Below are 12,918 nucleotides of genomic sequence, written 5' to 3' on the forward strand. Positions count from 1 at the left end.
CATCAGTTTTCGATTTTAAACTATAAAAAAAAACCACCTTCACAAGTAGTGTAAAGATGGTTCAATATTTAGAATTGTTTGGACTAAACAATAAATAGATTTGCAATATCAACGACCTGTTGTGTCGTAAGTGGCTCATCATAAGCTTCTGATCCTGCAGAAGCTCCAAAGGCAGCTGCGGTGTTGAATCCTGCCTGTATGGTAACGCCTTCGCCGTCATAGACCGCTTGTGTTGCGGCAGGCATTCCTGCACCTCTCTCACTGTTAGAAATCCATCCTTTCAATCCTCTTAAACGTCGTACTTCAGAGGCATGACGGGCTTCTACTGAGTGAATTTGTAATGCGGCAGTCAATAAATCAGGTGTAGTGATTAAATTTGCTGCCTGACCTTTGTAGGCTCTAACACCTGTATCTTCAAAGGCTTGTGCCAGTGCCAAAAAGGTTGGATAGTCATGAAACGGGTCAAAAGCTCCTCCAACGGTAAAGTCAAAAGTAGGTTTAGCGACAAAGTTTGCACTTGCTGGTCCGCCCAGTCCCGCAATCAAAAACTTAACGTGATCGGACTCGTGTGCTGCTATTTGTTCAAAAACTTTTCGATCTCTTCCTCCATTTTCTGATGCCGGAATTACACCGGAATCTAACGCCATGGCATAAAATTCGTTTTCCAGATATTCTAAAGTTAAGGCAAATTGTAGCGCTCCAATCGGAGTTGCAGGTGTTGCGGTAATGTCTTTTGCCAATGCTTTATTGGCCATTGCAGATAATCCGAAAGGGATTGATGCATAGGCTAATGTTTTTCCAATACTTCCAAACTGATTAAAACTGTCTCTTCTTGAACCAGTGCTTCTCATCAAGCTATCATCAGTAAACGTTTCTATAAATTTTAAAATATTCATAATTTCTATGTTTTAGCTTGTTAAGATTAAGGTAAATATTTGGCTGTGAATTTTGTGGTAATGAAGCCTCCCGCAATTGGTAGAATTTTTGAAGGGTCCTGAGCAACATCCAAACCGGTGCTTACATTTACAATATCATCGCCGGCAAAATCCTTAGAGTTAGGATTGATCAAGCTTCTGATAGCTGAGGCGTGTCTGGCTTCTACCGAAACAATTTTTCCGGCTAAAAGTAAATAATCAGCACTTTTAATTAGTTTTCCTGCTCCGTTATAAGCAGCAACTCCGGTATCTTCAAGAGCTTTTGCTGTAGCAAGAACCTCAGTACGGCTGTTGAAATTTAAAGAGCCATAATTAAAAGCCAAGGAGGGAAGCAGTTGTGAACTTGGGTCAGGAAGTGCTCCGGTTAAAGCGGCCTTAAAAAAATCCCTGTGAATTACTTCGTGATGATACAAATCTGTTAATACCTGACGTTCGATAGGATTAAAAGTGACATTAAAGCTTGTTGAGTTTACCACTTTAGTATAAAAATCGGCTTCCAGCTGTTCCAGAGCATACGCGTAGGTCAGTACTCCAAAATCACCGGACCCTAAATCAAAAACTCCATTTCTGATTCCGGGCAGCGTAGTGTCCTCCATATCATCGTCATTGTCATTATCGCTGCACCCAGCCATAAGAAGGCCTGCACCAACTAATGTAAGGCCGCTGAGCTTAAGAAAGCTCCTTCTGTTGTTCAATGAAGGGTCAACTTCATGAATTTTAACTTCGTTTTTCATAATCAAGGATTTTAAAAGGTTAAAAGCATGTATTCAGGTATTAACGAAATTTTAAGGCTTGCGGTTTTGAAAAAGAAGTTAATTTTAAAAAACACTCTGAAATTTTAAATGGGATAACGTGTTTTTTGTTTTATTTTAGGTAATTCTACTATATTTGTATTAATTACATAAAATTTATTTTTAAATGAAAGCTAAAGCAACTCTAAAGCAAATTGCGAAGGAACTGGGTGTTTCTGTATCGACTGTTTCTAAGGCGTTAAATGATAGCCCGGAGATCAGTGAGCAAACAAAGGTGAAGATTAAGGAGTATGCCAAACTCAAAAACTATAAACCGAATGTTATTGGTTTGAATTTAAAGAATCGTAAAACCAAAACAATAGGTGTAATTATACCTAATATACTTAACTCCTTTTTTGCAAAGGTTTTTAGTGGTATCGAAAAAGTAGCCGATAAAAAAGGATATAATGTAATTACTTGTATTTCGAACGAATCTCTGGAAAAAGAAGTTCATACGCTTGAAATGTTAAGCAACGGAACGATTGACGGATTTATATTGTCAGTATCTGAAGAAGCACAAAAATTGGAAGATTATGGTCACTTTTCGGCGATCATTGCTGATGGAACACCTATTGTGATGTTTGACAGAATAGCCGATGGAGTAGAATGTGACAAAGTAATAGTAGACGATTTTGATTCTGCTTTAAATTCAACACAACATTTAATTGATTTAGGATGTAAAAATATTGCTCTGATTTCATCAGTAGACAATTTGAGTGTTGGGAAATTAAGAGCCGACGGTTATTTAAAAGCATTAGCAGACAATAATATTCCGGTAAATGAAAATATAATTCTTCGTACCGATTCGGAAGAAGATATGAAAGCTAAGATTGATGGCATTTTCGAACATAAAATTGATGCGATTTTTGCTTTGGATGAGAATGATTCGGTGGCCGCTTTACGAGTAAGTCTGAAAAAAGGATATAAGGTTCCGGAAGATATTTCAATCATAGGTTTTGCGGATGGAATTTTAGCTTCAAGACGTTTGTCGCCAAGTTTAACAACAGTAAGTCAGCATGGAGTAGAAATAGGTGAGGTCGCAGCCAGACAGTTAATTAAACGTTTAGAGGAGGAATCTGAAGAAGAAACATCAGATTATGAAACAATCGTCATCAAAACAAAACTGAAAGAACGAGAGTCTACAAGAAAGAAATAAGCATAAAAAAACATCCGCCATGGCGGATGTTTTTTTTATTCAATTATTTTACGGACTCTTCATTTATTATTTGTGGGCTATGTAAATTAGGACCATCCCAAATTGTGTATGTCTTTAGATATTCTAATATAATTTTTTGTGTTTTAAAATCATACTTTTTTAAATAGGTTACAAGTGAACCAGAGTCTTTTTCGCTATAATAGAAAAGATATTTGTTGCTTTTTTCGAGAATTCCCCAATAATTATTAGCTCCTGATCCTAGAGAATAAAATCGAACTAAGAGTATGTTTTTATTTTTTTCATTTGGAAAAATATCAATACATTTCTTAACCCCGATTGCATTCTGGTAGTGTTTAATTGGTAAGGCTTCTTTCTTTATTCCAAATTGATTGTAATCAATTAAAAATTGAATTATTTCTTTTTGGTATTTCTTTATCCTATAATCTTTATCTACTCCAAATCCTTTTTGACTGTAGGTATTAAATGAGGAAATGAAGAACAAAAAGCTTAAAATTAATTTAAAATTGAACATAAAAGAACCCTGAAATAAATTAATGGGCTGCCAGCCAGTCTTTGCCCATTCCAAGTTCAACTTCTAGAGGAACTGCCATCGTAAAGGCGTTTTCCATTTCGTGTTTGATCATAGGCTGAATTTTTTCGAGTTCATCATTGTGAACATCGAACACAAGCTCATCATGTACCTGAAGCAGCATTTTAGATTTCCAGTTTTCGTCTTTTAGTTTTTTATGAATGTTGATCATCGCGATTTTAATCACATCGGCAGCACTTCCCTGAATGGGTGCATTTACAGCATTTCGTTCAGCGGCACTTCTCACCACTGCATTTGCCGAGTTGATGTCTTTTAAATAACGGCGACGGCCTAAAATGGTCTGCACATATCCTTTTTCACGCGCAAATTCAATTTGTTCGGAAATATACGATTTCAGTCTCGGATATGTTTTGTAATACGCTTCGATCAAAGCGGCGCTTTCACTACGGGATAAAGAAGTCTGATTGCTCAGTCCGAAAGCAGAAACACCGTAGATAATTCCAAAGTTAACCGTTTTTGCATTGCTTCTTTGTTCGCGGGAAACTTCCTCCAAAGGCACATCAAAAACTTTGGCTGCAGTTGCTCTGTGAATGTCTTCTCCGTTTTTAAAAGCGGCAATCATATTTTCTTCACCACTTAATGCGGCAATAATTCTTAATTCTATCTGCGAGTAATCGGCAGAAATTAAAGTATAGTTTTCATCACGTGCGACAAAAGCTTTACGAATCTGACGTCCTCTTTCGGTACGAATCGGGATATTTTGTAAATTCGGATTGTTAGAACTCAAACGGCCTGTTGCGGCAACAGTCTGCATATAATCCGTATGAACGCGTTGTGTCTTTTTGTCCACCTGTTCCGGTAAAGCCAGAATGTAAGTGCTTTGTAATTTCACCATTTGACGCCAATCCAGAATTTCTTTTACAATTGGATTGTCGTTGGCCAAATAAGTTAAAACTTCCTCGCCGGTTGCATACTGACCGGTTTTGGTTTTCTTTTGTTTTGCTCCGCCAATTTTAAGTTTGTCAAACAAAATGTCGCCCAGCTGTTTAGGAGAAGCCAGGTTGAATTTCTCTCCGGCAGTTTCGTATATCTTCTGTTCTAGCGATTTGATTTCAACATCCATTTCTTTTGACATCGCCTTTAAAAACTCAACATCCAGACGAATTCCTTCTGTTTCCATGGCTGCTAAAACGCTTACTAGCGGAATCTCAATTTCGTCAAACAGTTTTTTAGTCTCGGTTTTGTCTAATTCTGTAGTGAAGATTTCTTTCAGCTGTAAAGTGATATCAGCATCTTCGGCAGCATATTCCTTAATATCTTCAAGAGCTACATCGCGCATTGAAATCTGATTTTTTCCTTTTTTGCCAATCAATTCCTCAATTGGTTTTGGAGCATATTTCAAATAAGTTTCCGATAAAATATCCATGTTATGACGCATATCCGGATTGATCAGGTAGTGTGCAATCATGGTATCAAAAAGTTTTCCTTTTACCGTTATGCCATAATTAGAAAGGATTTTTAAATCGTATTTTAAATTCTGACCTATTTTTTCAATGTTTTCATTCTCAAAGAAAGGTCTGAATTTTTCAATTAAAACATGAGCTTCTTCCTGACTTTCCGGAAATGGAACATAAAAAGCTTTTCCTTTTTCGTAAGAGAATGCAATACCAACCAATTCGGCATGCAAAGCATCTAATCCGGTAGTTTCGGTATCAAAACAAACAGAAGTCTGGTTTTGCAGATTCTGTAAAAGTAATTTTATTCCCAAATCCCCTTGAATCGCCTGATAGGAGTGAGGAGTATTTTCTAAAGTATTGTAAAAGGAAGTTCGGGCTGTTTCTGTATTTTCCTCGCTGGAGCCTCCTCCAAAGAGATCAAACTGATCTTCGTTTTTAGGCTGTGGTTTTTTATACAATTTAGCGTCAGAAACCGGAGCTGAAGTTGTTTCATTCTCGCCTCCTGTTTTAAATAAATTATCAAATTGTTCCGCCATTCGTCTGAATTCCAATTCCTGAAAAATAGCTTCGGTTTTTTCAATATCGGGACGTGTTAACTCATAATCGTTTTCATCAAAAGTTACCGGGCAGTCTAATAAAATGGTTGCCAATTTTTTAGATAACAATCCTTTCTCTTTATTGGCCTCAATATTCTCCTTCATTTTTCCTTTCAGCTTGTCTGTATTCGCTAATAGGTTTTCCATTGTTCCAAATTCCTTAAGAAGCTTTTTGGCAGTTACCTCACCAACTCCCGGAAGTCCCGGAATATTATCGGCAGCATCACCCATCATTCCAAGAAAATCGATCACCTGTTCCGGACGTTCGATTTCGAATTTGGCTAAAACTTCAGGAACTCCCCAAATCTCAATCCCATTCCCCATACGGGCAGGCTTGTACATGAAGATATTCTCAGAAACCAATTGGGCAAAATCCTTATCGGGAGTTACCATAAAAACTTTATAATTCTGTTTTTCTGCTTGCTTGGCGATAGTTCCAATTAAATCGTCAGCTTCAAAACCTGATTCTTCGATAATCGGAATGTGCATGGCTTTTAATAATTCACATATATAAGGAACTGCAATTTTTATGGCTTCCGGTGTTACATCACGATTGGCTTTGTATTCCGGGAATATTTCGTTACGCAATGCGCTTCCGCCTTTATCAAAAGCTACAGCCAGATGATCCGGTTTTTCACGTTTGATAACATCCAAAAGCGAATTCATGAATCCCATGATTGCCGATGTATCCATTCCTTTAGAGTTAATCCTTGGGTTTTTTATGAAGGCGTAATAGCCACGAAATATTAAAGCGTAAGCATCAAGTAGAAAAAGGCGTTTTTGTGACGACATAAGTACAATTTATCAATTCAATTTTCAAAGTTACGAATATCACTATAATATTAGGGAAGAAAATGCTTTGTTATTTGTTTTTCAGAAATACCGGAAGATTTGACAGCTATTTTCTGAAAACTTTGAAAAATTGCAAACCAAAAGATTTTTTTTGCCGTAAGTGAATAAAAAACAATGTGTTATGAGAGAAAATTTATTTACACCGCGATCACTTTTTTTGATGGGATTAATGTCATTTTTAGGTGCATGTTCTAATGATGACGACAGAACTCCAATTCCACAGCCAGAACCAGAACCAATGCCTAGTACTGCCCCTCCGGTAGACTTCACCGCATTAAGCAATGATAACAAAGTTTTTTACTTTAATGCCAAAGATTTAAAAACTCCTGTTCGTTCTTATTCTATAACAGGATTACAATCAGGCGAGAGTATCATTAGTATTGACTACAGACCTGCTACAGGTCAATTATATGGATTGGGCTCTACCAGCAGATTATATACCATAAATGAAAGTTCGGGATTAGCAACAGCTTTAGGAACAGCATCTTTCTCTCCGGCAATTGAAGGAACATCGTCTTCTATAGATTTTAACCCCACGGTTGACAGGGTACGGCTAGTGTCTAATAACGGAAAAAATCTGAGATTGCATCCCGAACTCGGAACTGTAGCTGCAACCGACGGAAATATTAACGGGATAGCGAATGCTCAGGTAGGAGCGATTGCTTATACCAATAGTCTTTCAGGAAGTACGACGACACAGCTTTTTGATATTGATTATGCTACGGATAAATTGTACCTGCAAAATCCTCCAAATGATGGAACCCTTCAGGAAGTAGGGAGCTTAAAAGTTGATTTTTCAGGAGTTGGAGGTTTTGATATACAGCCCGATTCGAATTTAGGAATAGCAGTAAATAATAAAAATAGCGAATCAAGATTATATACGATTAATTTAACGAATGGAGAAGCAACCTGGGTCGGGGTTTTTACACAGCAGATTGTTGAAGTAGCTTTTAAGACAAAACCTATCGCTTTCGCAACGTCCGAAACAAACATTTTGTATCGATTTAATCCGGTTACAGGAACTTCAAATTCAGTTGCTCTGATGGGGATGAATTCAAGTGAGCAGGTGGTTGGTTTGGACTTCAGGCCAGCAAACGGAGCGCTTTATGCCCTAACCAATCAAAACAGACTGTTAACGATTAATTCTTCAAACGGACAGGTGACCGCTGTTGGTGCTGGATTGTCTCCAACATTGTCAGGACAGAATTTTGGTTTTGATTTTAATCCAACGGTTGACAGAATACGTGTGGTAAGCAATACAGGACAAAATCTCCGACTGCACCCGGATACAGGGGTTGTTGCTGCTGCAGATCTCAGTCTTAATCCGGGGACACCATCCGTTACAGCTGCCGCTTACACGAATAATTTTGCACAAGCTTCGACTACACAGTTATTTGTTATCGATTCCGGTACTAATAGCTTGTATCTGCAAAATCCTCCAAACAACGGAACTTTAGTATTAGTAGGCAGTCTTGGAGTGGCAGCCACAGGAATGAATGGTTTTGACATAGGAGGTAACAGTAATGAAGCTTTTGCAGTATTAACAGTTAGTGGTGTACAGTCTGTTTATAAGATTAATCTAACCACCGGTACAGCAACAAAAACAGTTGATTTTTCTCCGGCAGTTACTTCGATGACTTTAGGATTGGGCTTTTAAAAGATAGAATAAAATATACATGCGATAAAGCGACAGGATATTCCGGTCGCTTTTTTTATAAATTAAAGTTAAAATTTTAATAGGATATCATTTCTTCATTTTGTCTTCATATTACGAGGGTAATTTTGATCTGTAAAATAAAAGGTATTAATATAAAAAATGTAGAAATCATGAGAAATTTATTGATGTTAGTAGTAGCAGTTTTAGGAACAAGCGTTATGGTGCATGCATTTCCTGCCAAAGATGTTAAACCGGCTCCTGCAAAAGAAGTAAAAGCAACCAAACATCCTAAACACAAAGCGGATAAAAAAGTAAAATCAGCAAAAACGGCAGTTCCAAAAACAGAAGCTCCAAAAGCAAAAAAATAAGACTATAAAAGGATAAAAAAGATAAATCAATTAAAATTAAAAGTTATGAAAAATCTAGTAATGTTACTCGTGGCAGTTTTAGGAACAAGTGTAATGGTTAGCGCACAAACAGCTCCGGCACAGACAGCTCCTGCAAAAGAAGTGAAAGCAACTAAACATCACAAAAACAAAGCCGATAAAAAAATGAAATCGCAAAAAAGCGAAGCTCCAAAAGCAGAAACAACCAAAATGAAATAGGAAAAATTGTTTTCGTTTTGCTTTCAAAGAATTGTAGATGGGGCAAAACAGAAGTAATGATTATGAGAATGCGGTTGAAGAGAGCCGGTAAAGAAATTTACTGGCTTTTTTTATTCGTTAATTTTTTTAATAATGCGCAGCAATACTTTTTATAATTGCTTAAATTTAGTTGCGCTTAAAAGCTATACTATGAATATTTTGATTGTTGAAGATACAAAAGAACTTGCAGCAGAAGTTTATGATTTTCTGTGTAATGCAGGCTACATCTGTAAAATAGTTCACAACTGCAGTGATGCTTTGGAGGAGGTAAACAGTAATGATTATGATGCTATGCTGCTGGATCTTGGTCTGCCAGACGGAGATGGATTTGAAGTATTGAAAACAGTTCGCAAAACGAAATCGAAAATGGCCGTTATTGTACTTACAGCCCGTGGAGAACTGGATGACAGGATAAACGGTTTGCATCTGGGCGCCGATGATTATCTGACCAAACCGTTTGCTCTCACAGAACTTAGTGCGCGATTGTTTGCGGTTATTCGCAGGATGCATGGTTTTACTTTGAATAATTTAAGCATTCATGGTTTTTTATTGCAACTTCAGGATTATAAGGTAAGTTATAATGAAACGCCCATTAATCTAACCAAAAAGGAATTTGATATTTTTCAGTATTTAGTCCTTAATAAAAACAGAGTAATTACAAGGTTGCAATTGACAGAACATATTTGGGGAGACATTCTCGAGGTCAATTCCGACTCTAATTTTATTGACGTCCATGTTAGAAATCTTCGAAAAAAATTAGACAAGCATACAGAAATTGATTGGTTTGAAACCGTTAGAAATGTAGGATATCGTATAAACGAATAAATAATACAGGCTGTGAAGATAAAACATCAATTGGCTATTTTTAATGCGCTGACAAGACTGTTGGTTATTTTTATTTTATGGCTGATGCTGCCTATTTTGGTAGAAAATGTGGTGTACAGACATATCAATAACGGACTGCTCGAAAAGAAACAGAAGTTTATTGAACATCTGAATCAGAATGAAATTGATGACTTTATTGAAAATTCAGGTGATTCGACCGAAACCTATTCACAGTTTTCAACCCTTCATAGTGAGTTTTTGGTGCTCTCAAAATCTTCTCTAAAACACGACCAGAAAAAACCTGTTTTTAGTAATGACTACCGAATTATTGAAGGAGAAGAAAACGAATACAGAATCTTGCAGTATCATTTTACCTTCGGAAATCAGGGATATCAACTCGAAATAGGAAGCAGTTTGGGAGAAGTAAAAGACCTTACTTTTATCATTCGGTTTTTTATTATTATCGTTTTTGTGGTGATATTATTGATTACTTTTTTGGCAGATACTTTTTATATCGAATACTTGTTAAAGCCTTTTTATAAAATTATTGATACCAAGATAAGGCGGGTCAATGAGCCTGAAGCTTTTGATCATACTCCAATCAAAGTCAGGTCTCATGATTTTAGAGAACTCGATTCTGTTTTAAATCAAATGATGGATCGTATTGCGGAGCTTTTTAAAAAGGAAAAACAGTTCATCTCAAATGTTTCCCACGAGCTGCTAACGCCAATTGCATTGCTCAAAAGTAAATTTGAGAACTTATTGCAAAATGAATCTTTAGATGATAATGCCATTGATAAAATTGCAGGATCATTGAAAACATTAGATATGCTCAAAAAAATCATCAATAATTTATTGTTGATTTCCAGAATCGAAAACAACCAGTATGAAGCCAACGAGAATATAAATTTTCATGAAATGGTTACCGATTTGCAGGAAGACTTACAGGATCGTATCGATGACAGAGAAATTCAGTTTTGGAATAAAATGCAGCATCATTATGTTTTTACGGGAAACAAAACGCTGATTCATATTCTAATTTATAATTTGGTGACCAATGCCATAAAATACAATAAGCCTCAGGGCAGTATAATTGTTACGGATGGTTTTGAGGATCATAAGTATTTTATTTCAATAGCCGATTCAGGAGTTGGGATGAATGATTTTCAGATAGAACAGATATTCAACAGATTTGCCAGACTTAGTTCAGATCAGGAAGGGCAGGGGTTAGGGCTTGCTATTGCGGAGAGTATTGCTTCTTTTCATCATATCGAGATTAAGGTCGCGTCTGAGACTGATAAAGGAACCATCTTTACATTATTGTTTCCGGAGGTCGTAAAACATAATTAAAAGTTAAATTTTTCAGATAGGCCTAATCTTCATTTTATCTTCATTTTGTGAGAATATCTTTGGGGTATAATAAATGAAGATAATAATAATCATAAAAACTAAAATCATGAGAAAATTAGTAATGTTAGCTGTAGCTGTTTTAGGAACAGTTGCTATGGTAAACGCTCAAACAACCCCAGCTCAATCAGCCCCTGTAAAAGAAGCAAAAGCTCCTAAAAAAGAGAAAAAAGCGGATAAAAAAGCGAAAAAAGAAGCGGCCGCTAAACCGGAAGCAGCAAAAACACAAAAATAAAAAGGTATAGTTTACTTCGGTAAACACATGTTGTGGATTTTAAAAGGTTTTAAAAATTTGGTAGAAAAAAGCTGATAGAGTAATCTGTCAGCTTTTGTCATTAACAGCGTTAAATTTATGATAATAAAAAGCCATAAGATTTTCATTCTTTGTTACTTTGCTTAAAAACTAAAAAATAATGATCCTTAAGTTTGTAATTGTTTGTGCTCTTCTTTTGTTTATTGAGTTCTATTCTTACCAGGCCTTTCGAGCCTTGATCAAGTTAAGATGGGTTCTGATTAGTTATCAGGTCATAAGTTTATTAATTCTGTTTTTCATCATTTATTCTTTCTCGCAAATTGAACGATCTGTTGGGCAAACCAAACAATTTATGACTGCAACAGGATTAATGCTGTTGGTTTATGTGCCAAAAATTGTTCTTACGCTTTTTATGTTTAGTGAGGATATTTTTAGAATAGGAGCAAGTATCGTCAATTACTTTGTGTATAATGTTCCGAAAAAGGAAATGATGCCCGAAAGAAGAAAATTTGTAAGTCAGATCGCTTTAGGATTGGCTGCAGTTCCTTTTCTATCCTTGATTTATGGAATATTTGAAGGGAAATACAATTTTAAGGTAATCAAACAAACGGTCTTTTTTCCGGATCTTCCGGATGCTTTTGATGGATTTAAAATTACTCAGATATCTGATGTTCACAGCGGAAGCTTTGACAATCCCGATAAAATAAATTATGCTATTGATTTGATTAATGCTCAGGAATCTGATTTGATTTTGTTTACAGGAGATATTGTCAATACACATGCTAAAGAAATGCATCCCTGGCTGGAGACTTTTAAGAGAATAAAAAACTACAAATACGGAAAGTTTTCTGTTTTAGGCAACCATGATTATGGCGAATATGTAACCTGGCCTTCTGAAAAAGAAAAAAAGGAAAATTTCGAAGAAATTAAAAGCCTTTACGGGCAAATTGGATTCGAACTTCTGTTAAACGAACACCGATACATTCAAAAAGGAGATGACAAAATTGCACTGATTGGTGTAGAAAACTGGGGAAAGGATTTTGCGAAGTACGGAGATGTAGATAAAGCCTCTCAGAATGTGTCTCAGGAGGATTTTAAAGTGGTCATGAGCCATGATCCGACGCATTGGGAATATGTCATTAAAAATCATCCGAAAAATTTTCATTTAACCTTGTCAGGTCATACGCATGGCATGCAATTTGGAATAGAAATTCCGGGTTATTTTAAATGGAGCCTGGCACAATATATGTATAAACAATGGGCAGGCTTATATGAAAATGCAAGTCGCTACGTTTATGTAAATCGTGGATTTGGTTTCCACGCATATCCGGGGCGTGTAGGGATTATGCCTGAAATAACCGTGATTGAACTAAAAAAGGGGAACAATGTGGCTTAATTCGTTAAAAATGCTACATTTGTATATAATTACCTCTTTTTAAAAGATTAAAAAAGAATTAAATTTTTGGTTTTATGTCAAAATTTGGAGAACTTATAAATGCACAAGTTCCAGTGTTGATTGATTTTTACACCGATTGGAACGAATCATCTGTATCAATGCATCCTGTAATTAAGGATGTTGCGGCTGCACTTGGCGATAAAGCCAAGGTGATCAAAATTGATGTGGATAAAAATCAGGAATTAGCAGAAGCACTACGTATTAAGGGACTTCCTACTTTAATGATTTATAAAGAAGGGCAGATGATTTGGAGACAATCCGGCGAACTGGATGCGAATACAATTATAGGAATTGTTCAGGAACAATTTAATTTATAGAATACTACTTCTTAAGGATGTT

General features: G+C 36.2%; 13 protein-coding genes. 9 read left to right on the forward strand and 4 right to left on the reverse strand.

Features of this window, described 5'->3' with window-relative positions:
• Positions 1 to 83: 83 nt before the first annotated feature.
• Positions 84 to 896: a ferritin-like domain-containing protein gene (locus OLM58_RS10285; protein ID WP_264532209.1), complete on the reverse strand. Its 813-nt coding sequence runs from the start codon at positions 894 to 896 to the stop codon at positions 84 to 86.
• A 26-nt stretch (positions 897 to 922) separates the two neighbouring features.
• On the reverse strand, positions 923 to 1,669 hold the full coding sequence (locus OLM58_RS10290) for a ferritin-like domain-containing protein (RefSeq protein WP_264532210.1): 747 nt from the start codon (positions 1,667 to 1,669) through the stop codon (positions 923 to 925).
• 184 nt (positions 1,670 to 1,853) lie between these two features.
• Here OLM58_RS10290 and OLM58_RS10295 point away from each other — a divergent pair, with 184 nt between their 5' ends.
• A complete protein-coding gene (locus OLM58_RS10295) occupies positions 1,854 to 2,882 on the forward strand; it encodes a LacI family DNA-binding transcriptional regulator (RefSeq protein WP_264532211.1) in 1,029 nt (342 codons plus the stop codon).
• 43 nt (positions 2,883 to 2,925) lie between these two features.
• Here OLM58_RS10295 and OLM58_RS10300 read toward each other — a convergent pair whose 3' ends face one another.
• Both OLM58_RS10300 and polA read right to left on the reverse strand, forming a co-directional pair.
• Positions 2,926 to 3,468, reverse strand: coding sequence for a hypothetical protein (locus OLM58_RS10300; RefSeq protein ID WP_264532212.1), 543 nt, complete (start codon positions 3,466 to 3,468; stop codon positions 2,926 to 2,928).
• Complete coding sequence (polA, locus tag OLM58_RS10305; RefSeq protein WP_264532213.1) at positions 3,434 to 6,277, reverse strand: DNA polymerase I; 2,844 nt, start codon at positions 6,275 to 6,277, stop codon at positions 3,434 to 3,436. Before polA ends, OLM58_RS10300 begins: the two co-directional genes overlap by 35 nt.
• A gap of 181 nt (positions 6,278 to 6,458) precedes the next feature.
• Here polA and OLM58_RS10310 point away from each other — a divergent pair, with 181 nt between their 5' ends.
• The 8 genes from OLM58_RS10310 (at position 6,459) to OLM58_RS10345 (ending at position 12,896) form a co-directional block, all read left to right on the forward strand.
• Entirely contained in the window at positions 6,459 to 7,994 is a 1,536-nt protein-coding gene (locus OLM58_RS10310) for a DUF4394 domain-containing protein (protein WP_264532214.1), read from the forward strand.
• Positions 7,995 to 8,164: 170 nt separating this feature from the next.
• Positions 8,165 to 8,362 (forward strand): hypothetical protein, encoded by a 198-nt coding sequence (locus OLM58_RS10315; protein ID WP_264532215.1) that lies wholly within the window; start codon positions 8,165 to 8,167, stop codon positions 8,360 to 8,362.
• 45 nt (positions 8,363 to 8,407) lie between these two features.
• Positions 8,408 to 8,599, forward strand: coding sequence for a hypothetical protein (locus OLM58_RS10320; protein WP_026110151.1), 192 nt, complete (start codon positions 8,408 to 8,410; stop codon positions 8,597 to 8,599).
• 189 nt (positions 8,600 to 8,788) lie between these two features.
• Positions 8,789 to 9,463: a response regulator transcription factor gene (locus OLM58_RS10325; RefSeq protein WP_264532216.1), complete on the forward strand. Its 675-nt coding sequence runs from the start codon at positions 8,789 to 8,791 to the stop codon at positions 9,461 to 9,463.
• A gap of 12 nt (positions 9,464 to 9,475) precedes the next feature.
• Entirely contained in the window at positions 9,476 to 10,813 is a 1,338-nt protein-coding gene (locus OLM58_RS10330; protein WP_264532217.1) for a sensor histidine kinase, read from the forward strand.
• Between the two features lie 106 nt (positions 10,814 to 10,919).
• Positions 10,920 to 11,105: a hypothetical protein gene (locus OLM58_RS10335; protein ID WP_264532218.1), complete on the forward strand. Its 186-nt coding sequence runs from the start codon at positions 10,920 to 10,922 to the stop codon at positions 11,103 to 11,105.
• Positions 11,106 to 11,283: 178 nt separating this feature from the next.
• The gene (locus OLM58_RS10340) at positions 11,284 to 12,519 is read left to right on the forward strand and encodes a metallophosphoesterase (protein WP_264532219.1); all 1,236 of its coding nucleotides are present in this window, start codon (positions 11,284 to 11,286) and stop codon (positions 12,517 to 12,519) included.
• 74 nt (positions 12,520 to 12,593) lie between these two features.
• Positions 12,594 to 12,896 (forward strand): thioredoxin family protein, encoded by a 303-nt coding sequence (locus OLM58_RS10345; protein ID WP_068844990.1) that lies wholly within the window; start codon positions 12,594 to 12,596, stop codon positions 12,894 to 12,896.
• Positions 12,897 to 12,918: the final 22 nt, after the last annotated feature.

It is taken from the genome of Flavobacterium sp. N502540, from assembly GCF_025947365.1.
Lineage (GTDB): Bacteria > Bacteroidota > Bacteroidia > Flavobacteriales > Flavobacteriaceae > Flavobacterium.

Coding starts and splice junctions, on each gene's coding strand:
- OLM58_RS10285 (WP_264532209.1), bottom strand. CDS start 896: ATGAATATTTTAAAATTTATAGAAACGTTTACTGATGATAGCTTGATG.
- OLM58_RS10290 (WP_264532210.1), bottom strand. CDS start 1,669: ATGAAAAACGAAGTTAAAATTCATGAAGTTGACCCTTCATTGAACAAC.
- OLM58_RS10295 (WP_264532211.1), top strand. CDS start 1,854: ATGAAAGCTAAAGCAACTCTAAAGCAAATTGCGAAGGAACTGGGTGTT.
- polA (WP_264532213.1), bottom strand. CDS start 6,277: ATGTCGTCACAAAAACGCCTTTTTCTACTTGATGCTTACGCTTTAATA.
- OLM58_RS10310 (WP_264532214.1), top strand. CDS start 6,459: ATGAGAGAAAATTTATTTACACCGCGATCACTTTTTTTGATGGGATTA.
- OLM58_RS10315 (WP_264532215.1), top strand. CDS start 8,165: ATGAGAAATTTATTGATGTTAGTAGTAGCAGTTTTAGGAACAAGCGTT.
- OLM58_RS10320 (WP_026110151.1), top strand. CDS start 8,408: ATGAAAAATCTAGTAATGTTACTCGTGGCAGTTTTAGGAACAAGTGTA.
- OLM58_RS10325 (WP_264532216.1), top strand. CDS start 8,789: ATGAATATTTTGATTGTTGAAGATACAAAAGAACTTGCAGCAGAAGTT.
- OLM58_RS10335 (WP_264532218.1), top strand. CDS start 10,920: ATGAGAAAATTAGTAATGTTAGCTGTAGCTGTTTTAGGAACAGTTGCT.
- OLM58_RS10340 (WP_264532219.1), top strand. CDS start 11,284: ATGATCCTTAAGTTTGTAATTGTTTGTGCTCTTCTTTTGTTTATTGAG.
- OLM58_RS10345 (WP_068844990.1), top strand. CDS start 12,594: ATGTCAAAATTTGGAGAACTTATAAATGCACAAGTTCCAGTGTTGATT.